Below are 18,815 nucleotides of genomic sequence, written 5' to 3'. Positions count from 1 at the left end.
TATCGGGTTTTATCCCCAATCCAGATGACCAAGCAGAACAAAAGTATTAATTAACTTAGAAGACAATTAGCTAATGCAGTTGAGCGCATTAAAACCCTTAAATTAGATGTAGAACCAGACGGCCGAATTAGCGAAGCATTTAGTGTTTTAGAAAAGCATATGGATGCTAGATTTGATCGTATTGAAGCTCGTCTAGATCACATGGAACATCAATTTAATCGCTTGCAAGGTAAGATGGAAGTCATACTAAAGGCAATCATAGGATTAGGCGATTTACCAGAAGACGAAACAGAATAACACAGATCAACTCTCTACATCTTGATAGTTGCAAAAATTACTGAAGCCATTAACTGCTTTTGAAGACATAATAGTAGTTGGTCTATCCTTTGGCTGTTGACGTGGCTCACTCTATTTTCCCTCTAGTTATATAGATATGCAAGATAATCAACGAATTATTCACTTAACCGAAATCTCTGCAACTAATTTTCCGATTTCTAACCAATACAAGTACAAATGTCGCGTTCAAATTCTTTCTAATGAGGGAAAAACTTTATTAAATAAAGATTTGTTCGCTCGGATGCAGCCGAGTTGGTTGGTAGAGTTAAAGAATAAAGGTGATTGTACGATCGCTATTACCTTTTGTTATCGAGAAGGGGATATTAGCCAACCTTGGCAAGATGCAGGAGAAATAAGGTTTACCACTCAAGATTATCTTAATGGAGAACGCAGCACCGAGTTAGAATTTCCCCTCACCACTTGGACTCAAGCACCACAGTTAAAACTAAAAGCGCGTTTGACACAGAGTACGAATGAGAGCAATAATAGCACCATTTCACTTTTAAATAACCAAAACGGTCACAAAACTTGGAAAAAAAGCCATACTAACGGTAACGTTGCGGTAGAACTACCAGAAGCGGTGACTTTAACCTCTGCTGAAGAAGTCATTGTTAAAGATGTGTGGAACAAGCTTCGTGCTTGGAAAGAACTACAAATGGAAAAGTTTCTCAAAAGGCTTTTGCTGGAGGAACCCGAATTAGAATACCAGTTTGGAGAAGCGATCGCTAGTATCAGTGATTTCTTTTATGAATTGTTTGATTGTGCAGTACATCAACTTCAACCCGAAACACAAATAATCATTGGTGAACCTTTGATGGGAGTTCCCCCCGAAAAAGGAGACGGATTAGATACAGTAGAAGAATACGGTAAGCTGTTTGCTGACTTGGGAATGCGTCCGCAACATTGGATCAAAGCGCGCCAAGTTTGGATGTGGATGCTGCCGTCAACTCCCTACTTAGAAGAATACGATCTCGAAAACTTGAGCTTTGGTTCAAATTCTGCACTTTATCGCTTTTTTAATACTTATATTATTTTACCAATGGCGAGCGCCGTTCGTCGCTATGAAGAAGCATTACCCCCTCAAATGCTACAACAAATGGCGGCATCTTGGTCGGTATTTAGCCAAAATAAGCAGGAAATGGGGATGGAATTTTATCAAATTTTGTTCCAAAAATACCCGTTTGTACTGCCAATTTTTGGACGAGCAGACATGGATTATTTATCTCTACACTTATTCCAAGCCTTAGAATTTTTGATGCGTTGTCTGCAAAGTGGTAGTAGCGAGGAAATGCTACAAGAACTCAGATTTTTAGGGCAAGTCCATAGCTTTGCTGAAGTTCCAACCTGTGCTTATCCTGCCATTGGTGACACCATGTTTACCTTATTTGAAAAGTATGACCCAAACTTTTCAGATGAATTGCGTCAAGCATGGCAAACACTCTTAGACCGAGTAATTAACGTAATTAAACTGCCTAAACTCAATGAAGAACGACTATTAAAAAAAGCAAAACAGTTTCTTGATCTAATTTCCTCTGAACAAGCATGGGAACTCGAAGATCGCTCACGACGTTGGCAGGAAATTCAAGAAGAAATTAGAGCGACAGGAACTTATACTCATACCTACGAAGAATTGGCGTATGGGGCGCAAGTCGCTTGGCGTAATGCTTCTAAGTGTGTCGGACGAATTGCCTGGAATAATATGGTAATACGCGATCGCCGTCACATCACTGATCCCGATGAAATCTTCCAAGAACTCAAAGAACACGTCAAAATTGCCACTAATGGCGGTAATTTACAAATTACAATGACTGCTTTCCGTCCGCGCCAACCAAAAGAACGCTGGGGTATTCGGACATGGAACTCTCAACTGTATCGTTATGCTGCTTATAAACAAGCCGATGGTAGTGTCATCGGTGATCCCGCTAACCTTGCATTGACTGACGCGATCATTAAATTTGGTTGGCAACCCCCCGAACCGCGAACCGAATACGATATTTTGCCTCTAGTCATTGAAGTCCCTGGACAAGAACCCAAGATGTATCATTGGGAAAAAGATGAAGTACTAGAAGTGTTCATTGAACATCCCACCATTCCAGAGTTTAAGGATCTCGGAATGCGTTGGTATGCCATACCTGCAATTAGTAATTTTTCCGTTCATATCGGCGGCATTAATTACGGCTGTATTCCCTTCAATGGCTGGTACATGGATACTGAGATTATGCGAGATTTTCTTGATGAGTACCGTTACAATAAAATGGAAGATATTGCGAAAGTCCTTAAACTCGATACTAGCTCAGAACAAACCCTCTGGCGCGATCGCGTAGCACTTGAATTAAATATTGCGATCCTCCACTCGTTCCAAAAAGCCAAAGTAACAATGGTGGATCATCAGACAGCATCCCGTCAATTCCTCACCCATGACTTACGCGAAAAGAAAGCAGGCCGCGAGTGTCCGGGTGACTTTGGTTGGGTGGTTCCTGCTGCGGGGGGTAGTGCTTGTCCTGTGTGGCATCACCAAATGCGTGATTTTTATTTAGAACCAGCTTATCACCATGCAGCCGATCGCTGGGATGTCTAAGATGGCATCGATCTAGAAAAGCTCACTGTTGTCGCTGATGAAGATGGCAATAAGCAAGACCGTATTTTGCTCCTGTATGCGTCTGAGACAGGTACGGCCGAGGGTTTTGCCCGCAAAGCAGCACGACAATTACAGAAATTTAACTCGAAGGTGATGGCATTAGATGAGTATCAACCTGATAGTCTTGCCTCAGAAAAACTGATCTTGATCGTTACATCCACCTTTGGTAATGGGGAAATGCCGAGTAACGGTAAAGGCTTTTTACAATGGGTAAAACAACAGCCAAAGGGTTCTCTAGATGGCTTAAACTATTCTGTACTGGGAATAGGTAGTACTGTATACGAACACTTCTGCGCGGCTGGAATTGCTGTCGATAAAGCTTTAGCGAAAGTAGGTGCCAATTGTATCGTACCTCTCCATAAAGGAGACGAAATCAAAGGACAAGCGGACACGTTTAAACAGTGGTTAGATTTGATTTCTCGTGTCTTGGGGTCAGATGAGACATCAGGAGATACAACAACTTCTACAGGGTCAAAACTGACTGTATCTTATTTAAGTGATGCGGAAATTGCAACGATTCCCCCTGTATCTGTGGAGATCGCTTCAGTGCCAATTATCGCTAATGATGAATTGTTAAAAGAAGTCATCCCTGGTAGTCGTTCGACTCGCTATATCGTCTTTGATATTTCGGGTACAGATATGCAGTACGAAACAGGTGATCATGTTGCCGTGTATCCCTGTAATCTTCTAGAACTCGTAGAGCGTTTGTGTCAACGAATGAGAATTACTTCTAATACCTATTTTACGGCTCAATATGTCGCACCCGATGGAACGACAACCGAGGATAAACCACCCGTTGCGGTTCCGACTACTGTGGGTCAAGTTTTAGGGGAAGAACTCGATCTCTCTTTACGAGAACCCTTTAACGATCTTCTGCACTATCTATACTCAACCGCAAAAGATCCACAAGACAAACAACGTTTGGAAACTTGGCTAGAAATTTTACGACTGGGTGAAGATCATCCTGATAGTCTAACTCTCAAGAAGACGATCGCCGATAATTTCATGAGTGTTGCGGATCTATTTGATGAGTTTCCCTCGGCAACCATTATCCTAGAAGCTTTACTAGAACTACTACCCAAACAAAAACCCCGTCTCTATTCGATTTCTTCGAGTCCCGTTTTATATCCTAACCAAGTACAAATTACCGTCGGGGTACTCCAAATTACAACCGATGCAGGTAAAACTCGTCAAGGACTCTGTTCTAATTACCTAGCAAGTCTAAAAACTGGGGATCGCGTTCGGATTTCTCTCCGTACCTCTGGTTTTCGTCCTCCTGCTGATCCGCTTGCTCCGATGTTGATGGTTGGCCCAGGAACAGGTGTATCACCTCTCATTGCTTTCCTACAATACAGAGAAGCATTACAAAAGCAAGACATCTCACTTGGAGAAGCTAGTCTATACTTTGGTTGTCGTAATCACAATGATTTTCTCTATGGAGAACAATTAGTCAAGTGGCAGCAACAAAACATATTAACGGGTTTAGAAGTCGCATATTCTCGCTTAAATGATCGCAAAGTCTATGTACAAACTTTGATTCAAGAACAATCAAAAGAACTGTGGCAATTACTCAGCCATCCTCAGTGTCACTACTATGTGTGTGGGGATGCGAAAATGGCCGATGATGTGTTTGAAGTGTTTATGACGATCGCCAAAACCGTTGGACAACTCTCTCACATCGAAGCGGTGGAATTTTTTGACAAAATGAAACAAGAAAAACGCTTCTTTGCCGATGTCTGGGGCGTACAATTGAACTTTAAACAAGCAATCAAACAAGTCCAAAAAGACAACTACTCCAAAGCAGAAAAATGGCTCAACCGTGTTCAGCAGACGCAAGAAGTTCTAGTAAGTGTTTAGAATCTTGTAAATAACACCTAAGTTTCACATAAATCCTGAGACAAGTGATGCTCTTCTAGTTCACTTGTTTCTTTTTTATCAAAGTCGTTCAACCAGTCGCCGTCAACATCATCAACATATAAACGAACACGGTTAGCACCATAAGTTTGTCTATCAAGCTGGTATTTTTTAACGGCTTTAATAGAGCATAGAGCATCAGCTAACTTTTCAGATTTGATTGTTTTAACTGAATGAGTCATGACGGAAACTCTAAGTTTTATCTGACTACAATTATATTTTTACAGTCCCGTTTCCTTTAAATGTTTGACCAGTGTTTCTTGAGGTAATGGCCCTCGTAAATGATGCCAGGGTAAAATCTGATCTAGGTTCCAGTTTTGATGAACATAATAATCTAGATCAGGTAATTGTCCTCGTAATTCTTTAAAAGCGCGTTTGTAACTACCTTTTGTATCACCATATGATCGAGTCAGTTCGAGTAAGGGGGTTAAACGACGATCGCCTCTTGAAATCAAAGCTTGAATCACTGACCAATTATAGCTTTCTGGTCGAAATTCGATGCCTTGTGATCGCAATTTTTTCTCTAAGTATTTCATCCTTTTTTCTGCATCTGCATTCACTCCAAACCACTGAAACGGGGTATGAGATTTTGGAACAAAAGTACTACATCCGAAGGTTAATCTAAGTCCAGGTGCAGCTTTTTTAATATCGACTAACATCTTGACAGTATGCTCAATATCTGAATCATCTTCGCCTGGAATTCCTGCCATTCCATACAATTTTAAACTCTTTAAACCCCCTGCTTTAGCATTAATTGCCGCTTGAATAATTTCTTCGTTCTTCAGTTTTTTGTTAATAATTTGTCTAACTTTTTCGGAACCGCTTTCTACAGCAATGGTTAAAGAACGAGTATCCCTTTTTGCTAAGGTTTGAGCTAATTTTTCGGTAACGGTATTAGTCCGAACTGAAGCAATAGAAAGTCTAACATGATCATATTCAGGTAAGGATAGATGATCTAACAGAGATTCAAATTCAGGATGTTGGGTAACAGATGCACCGAGTAAACCAATTCTATCCGTTACGGTTAGACCTTTTTCGATATTCTGAATTAAAGACTCTAAACTCGCTGTCCGAAAGGGTAATGTTAGATAACTTGCTAAACAAAAACGACACATTTCAGGGCAACTTCTAACCACTTCAACCATATAGATATTCTCCCAAGCTGCTTGAGGAGTAACAATCGTTGAAGCAGATAAAGTATTCCCCCGATACGTTTGTTTTTGGATAAAACTGGGAATATCGGAACTTACAGGATCAATGCTAGAAATTGCACCATCTGGAGTAGAATATGTAACAGTATATAAATTGGGAATATAAACACCTGATACTTGTGCTAGATGGTGTAATTGAGTTTTGCGATCAGAACCTCTAACTTCATTGTAAGCGTTAATAAAATCATCTAATAAATTTTCGCCGTCTCCTAAGAGTATTACATCAAAAAAAGCCGCAAACGGTTCAGGATTAGCCGTTAAAACTGGCCCACCTCCAAATACTAACGGATGATTATCTTTACGTTGATCAGCATGAAACGGAATATCTAAAGACTCTAATAAAGAAAGAATATTAACATAATCCAATTCCCAAGAAAACGAAAAACCTAATAATTCTGGATCTCTGGGTAAACTTTCAGAAATATCCGTAAATAAACGACTGACTTCAACATCAGAACGCATCGCTAAAGTAGACCAAATAATCTGATATCCTAAACTGGTAATTCCAACCGTATATTCATTCGGAAAAGCATAAATAATCGGAATCGCATCAAGATTAGGAGAAACAGGCGAAAAAAGCAAACGTTCTTGAGTAAAAACAGACATATTTGAGTCTTTAACTTACGGCATATTCCGTAAACTGTCTTTTGTAGGGAGAATGAAACGCTAGAACAATATCTTGTTTAGGAACACCTAGAGCAACAATTATAGGTGCAAAATCTACCTCTGTTCCATTATACTGAATCCAAATCTGATCATTAATGATATCCATGTGAATCAGACAGCCATAAATCCAATGATCATCTCTCCAACCGACTCGAATAAGCTGATAATGATCACCAACTGTATCGAAAACAAATTCTGTTGTGATGTCGCCATGAGGTTGCTCCTTTTGTCCATATTCTAAAATAACTTTCTGAATATACTGGCGATAATTTTTTAATTTACTTATTTTGTAATATCCTCCTCATAGCTATTTATCTCAAATCTCCATAAATTTTAGGGGTTTGGTCTGGTTACCCTCATTAAGAGAACATTTTAGGGAAAATTTATAAACAACAAAACCTAATTTAATGGTACCAAAATACTACTAAAGTTAGAAAAATGTGGAAAACATCGGCCAAACTCCCCAAGAAACCAGAAATAAGCTACTCTATAAAGGAACTTTTTCTTAAACTTAACTTCTTACTTAGCAAGATAGACCCAATAAGGGCTAAAAGGTGGTGAGGTACCAATGGCAAATAGTGTGGAAAGATTTTCCAAAAAATTGAACAGAAAAACTGATAACGATACATACGAGGAAAACTTCACGCTTCCACTATTTCGCAAATCAAAAAGCTTTTCCTCTTTCTATCGGGGTATCGCTTGGGGAATGGGTTTAGCCGCAACTGCCGCCATCTCTGCTACACTTGGCGCAGCACTAGCTATTATGAGTCCTTTATCGATTAAATCTAACCCAATTTTACAAAAAGCTCAATTTCCCGATCGCTCAGAAATCATCCAATCATCAGACGACAACTGGAATTCTTTATTTAATTATCAAATTTCGCGCCCCATAAATATTTTAGTCATGGGTATTGATCAAGTAATGGAAAAAAATCTTGATCCTAATGCTCAGTTTAACAGTCGTAGTGACACGATGTTACTGATCCGCATCGACCCTCAAGATCACTCAGTAAAAATGCTTTCCATTCCTAGAGATAGCCGCGTTAAGATCCCTAGTGTGGGCTACACTAAAATTAATGATGCTAATGTCGAAGGTGGGCCAGCATTAGCCGCAGAGGTTGTCAGTGATACCCTAGATGGTGTAAATGTCGATCGCTATGTACGCATCACCACAGAAGCTTTCAAACAATTAGTCGATCTCGTCGGTGGAGTTGAGGTTAATGTTCCTTTTGCCATGTCTTATCAAGATGTCACGCAAAAGCTAGATATTCATTTAGAACCAGGGGTACAAACTCTTAATGGAGATCAAGCAGAACAATTCGCCCGCTATCGTAATACAAAATATGGTGATATCGGTCGCGTTCAACGCCAACAAGTTCTCTTAAAAGCTTTACAAAAACGTCTGTTTAGTCCCGCAATTTTACCAAAATTACCCCAAGCAATCGCAATTTTGCAAGAGCATATTGATACGAATTTGTCAATAGATGAAATGTTAGCTTTAGCGAATTATGGACGAACTTTAGACCAAGAACAGCTAAAAATGGTCTTATTACCAGGAAGATTTGGCGGTTTAGAAGAATTTGATGGAAAAAGCTATTGGATTATTAATCAAGACGAAAGCGATCGCATCATGCAAAAATATTTCGATACCTCAAACACGGTAGAAGATGCGTCCAATTCGAGTCAAGGGTTACGCATTGCTATTCAAAACCTCACCGATGAACCTGGTTTAGCCCGTCGCATGGTAAATTATTTAGCAAAAGAAGGCTATCATAACACTTATATTTTGCACGAAGAATCCACTCAAAGGCTAACCACGACCGAAATAGTCGCTCAAAAAGGCGACACACAAAGCGCAACTAACATCAAAGAATTTCTCGGTCTTGGGAAAGTAGACTCATCTTCCACAGGTGATTTAGAATCAGATCTAACGATCCGTTTAGGAACAGATGCCTCTAGCCTTCTCCAATAAAATGTTTAAATCTTTTTTTCGTCGTATTTTCAGTGTATTAATGATTATTATTTTAGCGATCGCATGGGTGTTACTCGACGCATCACCCGTACTCGCACAAGAAAGTACAATCAATCATACCTATGGTGATTTAGCCAACCAAGATTTCTCCCATCAAAATTTAAAAAGAGGGGTTTTTGCGGCGGCGAATCTGCGGGGTTCAACTTTTGAAGGGGCGGATCTATCCTATTCAATATTAACTGAAGGCATTCTCTTAAATGCCAATTTAAGCGATGCGAATTTAACTGGAGCATTAGTAGATCGAGTAACCCTAGATTTTGCCAACTTAACAAATGCGATTTTCGTCGATGCGATCGCCACTCGGACTCGTTTTTATGACACAATTATTACAGGAGCCGATTTTTCAGACGCGGTAATTGATTCCTATCAAGTCACTTTAATGTGTAAGTATGCCGACGGCGTTAACCCCGTTACAGGTGTTGCCACCAGAGATAGTCTAGGTTGTCATTAATTAAATTAGAAAGGGTTTAGAAAGAACCAAACCCTAATTATGAAAATACTGGTTTAATTAGCTCGACCAAAAAGAGTCGTTAAATTAGCTAAACGTGCGCTGTATTCTGGGGTTAGTGCTTCTCCACGATAACGCCAACTCCAGTTACCCTCAGCTTTTCCAGGGGTATTCATCCGCGCATCAGATCCTAAACTAAAAAGATCTTGTAAAGGAATAATCGCTTGATTTGCAACCGAACTTAACGCGAGGCGAATCAAATCCCAACTAATTCCATAATGACTAACACAACCGATATACTCATGAAAACGGTCTTTGTGATAATCGGCTAAATCTTCGTAATACCAGCCAATTGTCGTATTATTGTCGTGGGTTCCCGTATAAATGACACTATTGGTACTCGCATTAAACGGTAGATAAGGATTTCCCGAATCACTCCCAAAGCCAAAATGCAGAATTTTCATCCCAGGAAAACCATAACGATCGCGCAAATCTAAGACTGCTTGGTCAATATCCCCTAAATCTTCGGCAATAATCGGCAATGTTCCTAATCTAGACCGAATTGCATCAAATAACGCAGCCCCTGGACATTTTACCCATCGACCATTAATTGCAGTTTCTTCACCCGCAGGAACCGACCAATAAGATTCTAACCCCCGAAAATGATCGATCCGAATCACATCGACGACATAAAGAACACTTTGTACACGACGTACCCACCAATCAAAATTAGTGGATTCTAGATAATCCCAGTTATAAATCGGATTGCCCCACAATTGACCCGTAGCCGAAAAATAATCTGGTGGAACCCCTGCAATTTCTAAAGCTTCTCCAGTATTGGGATCGAGTTTAAAAACCTCTGGATGTGACCAAACATCCGCGCTATTTTGCGAGACATAAATCGGAATATCACCGACAATTTGTATTCCAGAGACATTAGCATAACGTTTGAGAGCAAACCATTGTTCAAAAAATTCATACTGCAAGAACTGATAAAAGAAAATTTCTTGCTGTAAATCATGACGCGCTTGATTTAAGACATCAGGATAACGATGGCGTAACTCTTGCGACCATTGTGTCCAACTTCCTGTCCCTTGCGTGTCCAATAAAGCCATAAACAGGGCGTAATTATCCAACCAAGACGCATTTCCTCGACAAAATCCTTCAAATTGACGGGCAGCAATGGGAAGTGACTGAATAGAAAGAGCGAACTTTTGCGCGGCTTTTTGCAAAAGTGGCATTTTCCAAGCCATGACTTTTTCAAAATCCACCATATCTAGGGGGAAATTGGGCAGATTTTGTAAATCCTCTTCCTCTAGAAGTCCTTTTTCAAACAGAATATCTGGACTAATTAAAAGAGGGTTTCCTGCGATCGCAGAAAAACTCATATAAGGAGAATTTCCGAATCCTGTGGGCCCTAACGGTAAAATCTGCCAAAGTCGCTGTTTACTTTGAACTAAAAAATCAACAAACTCATAGGCTTCTTTTCCTAAATCTCCTATTCCGTAACGACCGGGAAAACTCGTCGGATGGAGTAAGATACCGCTAGTGCGGGGGAATGGCATAACTGGATTACCTCAACGTCATTTCTAAATTTTAAATGGTAATCGAATTCGTTAGGGGTTGAGTATGCCCAAGGTAGGGGATTTTTAACTGAAAATGATCTCTCAATCAATTCTGCTGTATTTAGCCGCTTTTTCCATTAAGATGACATGAGTTGATTGTTCTTGACCATTTTCACTCTTGAGACGTTGGATATATGTACCATCGGGTTGTAAATCCCACGCTTGACGATTATCTGAAAGCATAATCCCTAGAATTTCTTGTAATTCTTTAATAATCGCTGGATCTTCAACGGGTGTAATCGCCTCAACCCGACGGGTGAGATTACGAGTCATCCAATCAGCACTTCCGATGTAAATTTCCTCATTTCCTCCATTATGAAAATAGAAAATTCGAGAATGTTCTAGAAAACGGCCAATAATGCTAATCACACGAATATTCGCACTTACGTCTGGAATGCCAGGACGTAGGCAGCAAATACCGCGTATTATTAAATCAATTTGAACACCCGCAATTGAGGCTTGATACAAAGCTTCAATAATCAGGGGATCGACCAAAGCATTCATCTTAGCGACAATGCGACCACTTCCCCCATTACGACAGTGTTCGGCTTCTCGTAAAATCATCGCGATCATCCGCTCTCTCATATTTACTGGAGCGATCAATAGTTTACGATAGGATTTCTGACGAGAATAACCTGTGAGGAAATTAAACAAATCCGTCAAATCTTCCCCTAATTCTTGGCGACAACTAAATAACCCTAAATCTGTGTACAATTTTGCAGTTTTTGGGTTATAGTTACCAGTCCCAATATGAACATAGCGACGGATTTGATTCCCTTCTTGGCGAACCACTAAAATCACTTTAGTATGAGTTTTTAAGCCGACTAAACCGTAAACAACGTGAACGCCAGATTGTTCTAGGTGTTTCGCCCAAGTAATATTATTTTCCTCATCAAAACGGGCTTTTAGTTCGACTAACACCGCAACTTGTTTACCATTTTCAGCCGCCGCAATTAAAGCATTAAGAATCGGAGAATCCCCCGATGTCCGATAAAGGGTCATCTTAATCGCTAAAACTTGGGGATCATGGGCCGCTTGAGTAATAAATTGTTGAACGGAAGCGGTAAAGGACTGATAGGGGTGATGGACTAAAATATCAGAATGACGAATCAGGGTAAAAATATCGTCCCCCTCTTGATTGACAATATTATCGCCGTTGCCATCGACCAATTCTTTAATGTTTTCTAAAACTGGCGGTGTAACGGCTGTCCAGGGCGTTTCTTTAAGATCAGGACGCGGAATCGACATAAAATAAAATAGATCTTTTAGTCCCAATAATCCTTCTATTTCATAGACATCGATTTCTTCTAAAGCCAAATCATCCATCAATCTTTCTTTAATATGGACGGGTGTAGAGGCATAGATTTCTAGGCGGACGGCTGATTTACCGATCCGTCTCTTACGGATTTCTTGTTCAATGGCTTGTAGGAGATCATCAGCTTCGTCTTCTTCGACTTGGAGATCCGCGTTACGTGTAACTCGGAACGGATGACACTCTTGTATAATCATACCTGGAAATAAAGCCTCTAAATTATGTGCCATGACCTGTTCTAACGGTACTCCCGTCCAAATTGATGGCTTCTCTCCTTGTTGTCCGAGTTCTTTGGGTAGGGCTAAAAAACGTGGTAAGATTTTGGGAACTTTAACCCGCGCAAAACATTCTTGATCTGTGTCTGGATCTCTGAGGACAACGGCTAAGTTTAAACTTAGATTAGAGATATAGGGAAAAGGATGACTTGGATCAACGGCTAAAGGTGTTAGTACTGGAAAGATTTGTTGCTCAAAGTATTGATGGAAATGATTGCGCTGTTCTTGATCGAGATCGACGTAGTTAAGTAAATGAATTCCTTCACTGTCTAACAGATTTTTTAGGGTATGTTCAAAATGATGAGCCTGTTCTTGTACCAAAGGACGCAGACGATCGCTAATGGCATTAAGTTGTTCGGCAGGCGTGCGACCATCAGGGGTTAATTGTGTGACATTAGCCGCCACCTGACGTTTTAAACCCGCGACCCGTACCATAAAAAATTCGTCTAAATTAGAACAAAAAATCGCGCTAAATTTCAGGCGTTCTAATAACGGTGTGCGTGGATCAAGTGATTCAGCCAGAACGCGATAGTTAAACTCTAACCAACTTAGCTCACGATTAAAATAATATTGCGGTTCTTTAAGATTGATGTCAGCAGTGACCGAATTAACCATAATTGTGTATTAAAAAATAAGATCAAAACTACTTAGACCCTAATCGTATCTTGAGCGGCTATAAATGTAATTTATCTTTAGGTTAAGAAAACTAAGAATCTGTTAATCTTAAGGGCGGTTGAACATGACTCACGATCGAGGGATATTCTTCGGCTACCAATACGACCGTAATATTATCCGATCCCCCTGCGGCTTTAGCGGCTTCGATTAAATTAATAACGATTTGTTCTGATGACGTTTCTAACCCAAGAATGGTCGCAATTTTTTCATCGTCCACTTCTTCGGTTAACCCATCACTACACATCATTAGGCGATCACCTGGTTCAACATCAAGGGGATAAATCTCAACTTGACGGAGATCGCGTCTTCCCAAGCATTGAAACAAAACGTGTCGCCAAGGATGTATTTTCGCTTGTTCGAGTGAAATATCGCCCATTTTCAAAGCACGAGCGACCCACGTATGATCTTCTGAGACTTGTTCAAGTTTATTGTTACGGAGGCGATACAAACGAGAGTCCCCAATGTGGGTATACCATGACTGATCTTGTCGAAACAGCACAACAACAACAGTTGTACCCATGTCCGAGCGTTCTGGATGTTGATACTGATCCTCTAAAATAACTCGATTTGCTTGATACAAAGCGTCTTCTAGCAGTTCATCAGAAGGTACATCAGAATCCCAGTATTCTTCGAGATAAGCTTGTATGGTTTGGGTAGTAATTTGGCTTGCTTCTTGACCACCTGCATGACCTCCCATGCCATCAGCGACGATGTAAAAACGCCCCTGTGGGTCAATATAATAGCTATCTTGATTAACTGGACGCACGACCCCGGGATCACTGTATCCAGCACAATTACGACTGATCATCGGTCAAGTGGCTTACATGAATGATGGATTATGGCATTTTATCGAGCCGATCTAGCCGTCGGAATAGGCGAAATAAAGCCCATGTCGGAATCCCTGCTAAAAGCAGCGATATTAAGGCTAGAGTGCTATAACCATTAACAAAGAGGAGTGTCGCGGAAATAATCAAAGCACTAATAAATAAAGTATAGTTAGTGCTAACTTGAATTGTACCTAAACGACGCAAAATTCGATCAGACTCGCTAGAACGAACTCTGACTCGAATATCCCCTCTCTCAAGTTTATCAATGGTATCATCAATGCGTCGAGGTAGACTCAAAGCAGTGCTACTCACTTGTACAGCTTGACGACTAATTTCATCAAATAAACCATTACCGTTAGATGTTGTTAAATCACTCATAACCTGTGTGGCGAATGGTTGTGCCACCTCCATAAAATTGAATTCAGGGTCTAAACCTTTGCCAACCCCTTCTAAGGTCGAAAAGGCTCGCATGACAAAGGTAAAGGTTGCGGGAAAGCGAAAGGGCTGATCATACGCAATATCATAGAGATCCTCACTAATGGAGGCGACTGACTGCTCCTCAAACGGTTTATCCATGAAATTATCTAACATGAATTGTACCGAGCGCCGTACGGGAGACATATCGCCTGTCGGAACCAACGCACCAAGCGCAATTAAAGAATTGACGACGCGATCGCCATCTTTGGAAACAATACCAAATAAGGTTTGCATCAATTTTTCTTTAACATTACTTTGCAATTGACCCATCATGCCAAAATCATAGAAAATTAGCGCACCATCGGCACTAACCGCAATATTCCCAGGATGGGGATCGGCATGAAAGAAGCCATCATTCAGCAGTTGATGTAAATAGGCTTTTGCACCCAGACGAGCGAGTAATTTCCGATCAAGTCCTGCGGCTTCTATGGCATCATAGTGACTAATTTTAATGCCAGGCAAATATTCTAGCGTAACCACTCTAGGAGAGGTATAACGCCAATAAACGCGAGGTACTTTCACCCAATCTTCACCGCGAAAATTACGCCGAAAAGTATCCGCATTTCGCCCTTCGTTTAAATAATCGACCTCTTTCCACAAAATCTTACAGCATTCTTCATAGATCCCGATCCAGTCGCGACCTTTGCCCCATTTTGGATGATTTTGGAAATATTGGGTAATTCGTTTGAGAATCGCTAAATCAATGGTAAATAATTGTTTGAGTCCAGGACGTTGAATTTTAACAACGACTTCTTCACCTGAATTGAGTTGCGCTTTGTGAACCTGTCCTAAACTAGCAGCAGCTAAGGGAATTGGGTCAAAACTGCGGAAAAGCTGAGGAATGGGTTTACCTAAGTCAGCCGCAATAATTTTAGCTACTTGTTCGTAGGGAAAAGCGGGAACTTGATCTTGTAGTTTGCTTAGTTCTTCGACATACTCACTGGGAAATAAATCAGCACGAGTCGAGAACAACTGTCCAACTTTAATAAAGGTTGGCCCCAGTTCTAGCAAGTTTTCGGTGATCCAAACGGCTTGTTTTTTACGACGGGTAGCTGCTTTTTCTGCGGTGTAGCCTCCGATATAACTCCAATTTTTGCTATTTAGCCAAAATTGAAAAAGCAGGATAACAACGAACCGCCATATATCAAAGCGTCGGCGGTTAGTCGAGTAGTTTTCTCGGTTCCAACGATAGGAAGTCTTCTTAGGTTTTGGTTGCGGCACACGCTTAAGATCGGATGAATAGGTTAAATTGCTGTTCTGTGACAGAGCAGACACTATTTTAATATTCCGTAATACAATAATGGCTACTTCTATTCTAGTGCTAAGATTTGGTCTGCATATCCCCTCAAAGGTTTAATGCGGTTGCTGTTCTCGATATTTTTTTAGCTCAGAACGAACGGTCGCAATTTCGGCTCTTAGTTCGTCGATGGTTTCTTGTAAATCAACAGAACTTTTATTACTTCTTACACCGTCATCAGTATAGGCTCCTTGCGCTGCTTGGCGTTCGGCTCTTGCTTGTACTTCTTCGATCAACACTCTTAAGTTTTCTCTTTGTTCAGCATCAAATTTACCTAGATCGCTCAAAGCATTAGTCAAGGAGTCTTCTAGTTTTTCCCCTAACACTTCTGCTAAGGCTCGTCCGACGAAAAAAGCCTGAATCACAGGGTTGCTCATGGTAAATCTTTTTTAATATTGGGTTTCGTAACAAATTATATCTCGCTTCTCCCTACTGATGTCAGTTATCAGTTGACTTCTCTTGAAAAATTATTGAGAATTATTAGCACTTATTCGCTATACTCAAAAAAAGAATAATTTTTCATTTGCTAACCCATGAACGTCGATAAACCACATTGGCAATTTAGTCAAGCCCTGTCTCTCAAAGGCTCAGAACGTTGGGATGTTTATCAACGTTTACAAGAGTTAAAGGTCATTTGTTCTTGTCAAAGTCATGAGCCTTTACGGGTAAATCTCCAAACACCGACGGATCTCATACTGCTGTGGAGTGTGTCGCGGCGGATCTGTAGCGATCGCTCTGACTTGCTCTGTTGGCTGAACCGTTGTTGGTATGCAGCAACTGCGAAAGAAATTCAATAAAATCTAATTTTGGTAACAATTATGTCAAAATTTCGAGAACAAGTACAAGATTTCCAAGTACAGGCTCAGTTAATTGGTTTTGTCATTAAAGATGGTTATAAGATTAAATATGTTAGGGTCAATATCTCAGACTGGGAATATTGGATTAAACCCGAAAAAGAAATTAGAACAACTTTAAATACAGCGATCGCACCTGGAACTCATCTCGAAATCACAGGTCAAAGTGAATGGAAATCGGGCAAACTGAAGCTAAATGCTAGTAGTATTATCGTTCTTGACTCGCAAAAACGTTTACCAGAAGCCGTAACAAAAACTGAAACCACCCCCGCTAAAACGAATAAAGCTTGTGTGATGATTTGTCAAAAGTCAACTTGTTGGAAACGAGGTGGACAAGAAGTTTGTCAAGCGATTGAGAATACGATTCATGAGCAAGGTTTAACCGAACAAGTGCAAGTTAAACTCACAGGATGTTTAAAACAATGCAAAAATGGGCCTAACGTCATTATTATGCCCGATAAAGCACGTTATAGTAACGTCAGACCTCAAGAAATCGGTTTTTTATTCGATAAGCATTTTACAGCAACGGCTAATTCCGTAACTGTAGGCTATGAACAGTTAGCACGTTAAAAACCCATTAATTGCTGAGGAGATAGCCTAATTTCGCCATATTCGGGAATCCAAGCGATCCAAGAACAGTCTTCAGTTTGACATAAAAGTAAAGCCTCATCGTAGCTATAAGGCGATGGTAATTCACGTAATTTAACCCATGTGGATGCTTGTAACTTGGTATCGCAGTTAGGTTGTGTGGTTGGTACATTTAAAGAAATAACAGACATATACAGATCACCCTAATATGTTCTGTATCTAATTTTACAAAGTTCTAAGGGTTAGAGGGAGAATTTTGTCTTAAAACGTTACCTTTTAGTTTGGCAGCATTCCTAATTCGTTGAGTCCAGAGCGTAATTTTTCGGCCTGTTCGGGGTTTTGCGCTTCATGTAGTGTGATCGCTTCTTTAAAAGCGGCTTGACTTTCCGCTAAATAACCTAATTTAAAGAAAACCACCCCTAAATTCTGGTACGCTTCAGCATATTCTGGATTAATTGAAATTGCTTTTTGATAATGTTTGACCGCTTCGGGTAAATTTCCCATCCCTTTTAGCAGCATTCCTAAATTGTAATAACCCGTCGAAAAATTCGGATCAATTTTAATCGTCACTTCATAAGCTTTTTTGGCATTTTGTAGATCACCAATTGCTTGTAATAATCCCCCTAAATTATTGTAGGCTCCTAACTTGAGTGGATCGATAATCGGTTGTGCGATCGCTTTTTGATAATGTTTAACAGCTTGCTCGATTTTCTGCTGTTTAGTATAAGCATTTCCTAAACTATAATGCAGTTCATAAATTACATTAAAATCAGCCGTATTTGCTTTAATTCCTTGCTTGAGTAATTTTAAACCTTTTTCCGTTTGTCCTATTTGTAAATATAATGCCCCTAACTTACTACAAACATAAGGATCATGAGGATGTTTTTGCCAAAAACCCTCCATTGCTTTTCTGGCTCGTTCATATTTATTTAAAGATTTAATAAATTCAGCTTGATAGCCATAATGAAGCATACCAATAGCAGGTAGATCAATAACTTTCCAGTGTGGTTCTACTTTCATCAATTGAGTCGCGCTATCATCAATTAAAGAATGATAAGGACGGGTAAAATAAAGCTTAGGATGGCTACGAAAAAGACGAGAAACCAGAGAATAGGGAGATTGAGCCGCCCCAATTTCATGACGAATAAAATTAATCACTAAAGCATCCTCATTATTCATAATCTCTTTAATTTGAGGAACAATTTTCCGCTCAAGTGTTTCATCAGCATCTAAAACTAAGACCCAATCTCCAGTAACAAATTTTAACGCTTCATTGCGAGCAGTTGAAAAATTATCACACCAAGTAAAAAACGGAACTTTTGCACCAAACTCTTGAGCAATATCTACAGTTCGATCCGTTGAACCTGTATCCATGACAATCATTTCATCGACAACATCTTTGACACTCTCTAAACATTTTGCTAAGTTAGCTTCTTCATTTTTGACAATCATGCAAAGACTAAGTTTAGGCATAAATTTAAGAATAATTCAACAAATTTAATTAATTATAAAACGATTTTTTGATCAGCCGATGCTCGTTCCCTCTCCTGTGAGGGGGGGTTAGGGGGCGGTTTTCTCAAAATGGTATAAATTTTTGTGTTAAGAAGTATTAAGAAAGATCTTATACCAATTATTGAAAA

General features: G+C 40.0%; 17 protein-coding genes. 7 read left to right on the top strand and 10 right to left on the bottom strand.

The genetic code is table 11. The features are described 5' to 3' along the window. Nucleotides 1-159: 159 nt before the first annotated feature. From CFPU101_RS19225 to CFPU101_RS19215, 3 genes are all read left to right on the top strand, one after another. Nucleotides 160-297, top strand: a complete 138-nt coding sequence (locus CFPU101_RS19225; protein ID WP_307730462.1) for a hypothetical protein — start codon at nucleotides 160-162, stop codon at nucleotides 295-297. 136 nt (nucleotides 298-433) lie between these two features. Further along, nucleotides 434-2,914: a nitric oxide synthase oxygenase gene (locus CFPU101_RS19220; protein ID WP_206816947.1), complete on the top strand. Its 2,481-nt coding sequence runs from the start codon at nucleotides 434-436 to the stop codon at nucleotides 2,912-2,914. Nucleotides 2,915-2,980: 66 nt separating this feature from the next. Next, nucleotides 2,981-4,831 (top strand): sulfite reductase flavoprotein subunit alpha, encoded by a 1,851-nt coding sequence (locus CFPU101_RS19215; protein ID WP_206816946.1) that lies wholly within the window; start codon nucleotides 2,981-2,983, stop codon nucleotides 4,829-4,831. A 17-nt stretch (nucleotides 4,832-4,848) separates the two neighbouring features. Here CFPU101_RS19215 and CFPU101_RS19210 read toward each other — a convergent pair whose 3' ends face one another. The 3 genes from CFPU101_RS19210 to CFPU101_RS19200 are packed head-to-tail and all read right to left on the bottom strand — an operon-like array spanning nucleotide 4,849 to nucleotide 7,051. Further along, a complete protein-coding gene (locus CFPU101_RS19210) occupies nucleotides 4,849-5,070 on the bottom strand; it encodes a hypothetical protein (protein ID WP_206816945.1) in 222 nt (73 codons plus the stop codon). A 39-nt stretch (nucleotides 5,071-5,109) separates the two neighbouring features. Further along, nucleotides 5,110-6,705 (bottom strand): radical SAM protein, encoded by a 1,596-nt coding sequence (locus CFPU101_RS19205; protein WP_206816944.1) that lies wholly within the window; start codon nucleotides 6,703-6,705, stop codon nucleotides 5,110-5,112. 10 nt (nucleotides 6,706-6,715) lie between these two features. Further along, entirely contained in the window at nucleotides 6,716-7,051 is a 336-nt protein-coding gene (locus tag CFPU101_RS19200) for a XisI protein (RefSeq protein ID WP_206816985.1), read from the bottom strand. A gap of 282 nt (nucleotides 7,052-7,333) precedes the next feature. On the opposite strand from CFPU101_RS19200, the gene CFPU101_RS19195 reads away from it, so the two are divergent. After that, entirely contained in the window at nucleotides 7,334-8,737 is a 1,404-nt protein-coding gene (locus CFPU101_RS19195) for an LCP family protein (RefSeq protein ID WP_206816943.1), read from the top strand. Nucleotide 8,738: 1 nt separating this feature from the next. Further along, the gene (locus tag CFPU101_RS19190; RefSeq protein ID WP_206816942.1) at nucleotides 8,739-9,248 is read left to right on the top strand and encodes a pentapeptide repeat-containing protein; all 510 of its coding nucleotides are present in this window, start codon (nucleotides 8,739-8,741) and stop codon (nucleotides 9,246-9,248) included. 53 nt (nucleotides 9,249-9,301) lie between these two features. Here CFPU101_RS19190 and malQ read toward each other — a convergent pair whose 3' ends face one another. The 5 genes from malQ to CFPU101_RS19165 form a co-directional block, all read right to left on the bottom strand. Beyond that, nucleotides 9,302-10,810 (bottom strand): 4-alpha-glucanotransferase, encoded by a 1,509-nt coding sequence (gene malQ, locus CFPU101_RS19185; RefSeq protein ID WP_206816941.1) that lies wholly within the window; start codon nucleotides 10,808-10,810, stop codon nucleotides 9,302-9,304. A 102-nt stretch (nucleotides 10,811-10,912) separates the two neighbouring features. Further along, nucleotides 10,913-13,072, bottom strand: coding sequence for a polyphosphate kinase 1 (gene ppk1 / locus CFPU101_RS19180; RefSeq protein ID WP_206816940.1), 2,160 nt, complete (start codon nucleotides 13,070-13,072; stop codon nucleotides 10,913-10,915). 91 nt (nucleotides 13,073-13,163) lie between these two features. Beyond that, nucleotides 13,164-13,940: a PP2C family serine/threonine-protein phosphatase gene (locus CFPU101_RS19175; protein ID WP_206816939.1), complete on the bottom strand. Its 777-nt coding sequence runs from the start codon at nucleotides 13,938-13,940 to the stop codon at nucleotides 13,164-13,166. Between the two features lie 28 nt (nucleotides 13,941-13,968). Next, nucleotides 13,969-15,657, bottom strand: a complete 1,689-nt coding sequence (locus CFPU101_RS19170) for an AarF/ABC1/UbiB kinase family protein (RefSeq protein WP_242578113.1) — start codon at nucleotides 15,655-15,657, stop codon at nucleotides 13,969-13,971. 132 nt (nucleotides 15,658-15,789) lie between these two features. Continuing rightward, nucleotides 15,790-16,110: a DUF6825 family protein gene (locus CFPU101_RS19165; RefSeq protein ID WP_206816937.1), complete on the bottom strand. Its 321-nt coding sequence runs from the start codon at nucleotides 16,108-16,110 to the stop codon at nucleotides 15,790-15,792. Nucleotides 16,111-16,266: 156 nt separating this feature from the next. Between CFPU101_RS19165 and CFPU101_RS19160 the strand changes: the two genes are divergently transcribed. Together CFPU101_RS19160 and CFPU101_RS19155 are read left to right on the top strand one after the other, a co-directional pair. Next, nucleotides 16,267-16,530, top strand: a complete 264-nt coding sequence (locus tag CFPU101_RS19160; protein WP_206816936.1) for an Asr1405/Asl0597 family protein — start codon at nucleotides 16,267-16,269, stop codon at nucleotides 16,528-16,530. 21 nt (nucleotides 16,531-16,551) lie between these two features. Further along, a complete protein-coding gene (locus tag CFPU101_RS19155) occupies nucleotides 16,552-17,157 on the top strand; it encodes a (2Fe-2S) ferredoxin domain-containing protein (RefSeq protein ID WP_206816935.1) in 606 nt (201 codons plus the stop codon). On the opposite strand, the gene CFPU101_RS19150 is transcribed toward CFPU101_RS19155, so the two are convergent. Together CFPU101_RS19150 and CFPU101_RS19145 are read right to left on the bottom strand one after the other, a co-directional pair. Beyond that, nucleotides 17,154-17,366 (bottom strand): hypothetical protein, encoded by a 213-nt coding sequence (locus tag CFPU101_RS19150; RefSeq protein ID WP_206816934.1) that lies wholly within the window; start codon nucleotides 17,364-17,366, stop codon nucleotides 17,154-17,156. The two genes, CFPU101_RS19155 and CFPU101_RS19150, sit on opposite strands and share 4 nt — an antisense overlap. A gap of 85 nt (nucleotides 17,367-17,451) precedes the next feature. After that, on the bottom strand, nucleotides 17,452-18,648 hold the full coding sequence (locus CFPU101_RS19145) for a tetratricopeptide repeat protein (protein WP_206816933.1): 1,197 nt from the start codon (nucleotides 18,646-18,648) through the stop codon (nucleotides 17,452-17,454). Nucleotides 18,649-18,815 lie beyond the last annotated feature (167 nt).

This window comes from Chroococcus sp. FPU101 (genome assembly GCF_017312365.1).
Lineage (GTDB): Bacteria > Cyanobacteriota > Cyanobacteriia > Cyanobacteriales > Microcystaceae > Chroococcus.
The sequence above is the reverse complement of the archived record's forward strand: the minus strand, read 5'-3'. Positions and strand labels throughout refer to the sequence as shown.

Coding starts and splice junctions, on each gene's coding strand:
- CFPU101_RS19165 (WP_206816937.1), bottom strand. CDS start 16,110: ATGAGCAACCCTGTGATTCAGGCTTTTTTCGTCGGACGAGCCTTAGCA.
- CFPU101_RS19155 (WP_206816935.1), top strand. CDS start 16,552: ATGTCAAAATTTCGAGAACAAGTACAAGATTTCCAAGTACAGGCTCAG.
- malQ (WP_206816941.1), bottom strand. CDS start 10,810: ATGCCATTCCCCCGCACTAGCGGTATCTTACTCCATCCGACGAGTTTT.
- CFPU101_RS19225 (WP_307730462.1), top strand. CDS start 160: ATGGATGCTAGATTTGATCGTATTGAAGCTCGTCTAGATCACATGGAA.
- CFPU101_RS19150 (WP_206816934.1), bottom strand. CDS start 17,366: ATGTCTGTTATTTCTTTAAATGTACCAACCACACAACCTAACTGCGAT.
- CFPU101_RS19195 (WP_206816943.1), top strand. CDS start 7,334: ATGGCAAATAGTGTGGAAAGATTTTCCAAAAAATTGAACAGAAAAACT.
- CFPU101_RS19145 (WP_206816933.1), bottom strand. CDS start 18,648: ATGCCTAAACTTAGTCTTTGCATGATTGTCAAAAATGAAGAAGCTAAC.
- CFPU101_RS19175 (WP_206816939.1), bottom strand. CDS start 13,940: ATGATCAGTCGTAATTGTGCTGGATACAGTGATCCCGGGGTCGTGCGT.
- CFPU101_RS19220 (WP_206816947.1), top strand. CDS start 434: ATGCAAGATAATCAACGAATTATTCACTTAACCGAAATCTCTGCAACT.
- CFPU101_RS19190 (WP_206816942.1), top strand. CDS start 8,739: ATGTTTAAATCTTTTTTTCGTCGTATTTTCAGTGTATTAATGATTATT.
- CFPU101_RS19205 (WP_206816944.1), bottom strand. CDS start 6,705: ATGTCTGTTTTTACTCAAGAACGTTTGCTTTTTTCGCCTGTTTCTCCT.
- CFPU101_RS19210 (WP_206816945.1), bottom strand. CDS start 5,070: ATGACTCATTCAGTTAAAACAATCAAATCTGAAAAGTTAGCTGATGCT.
- CFPU101_RS19160 (WP_206816936.1), top strand. CDS start 16,267: ATGAACGTCGATAAACCACATTGGCAATTTAGTCAAGCCCTGTCTCTC.
- ppk1 (WP_206816940.1), bottom strand. CDS start 13,072: ATGGTTAATTCGGTCACTGCTGACATCAATCTTAAAGAACCGCAATAT.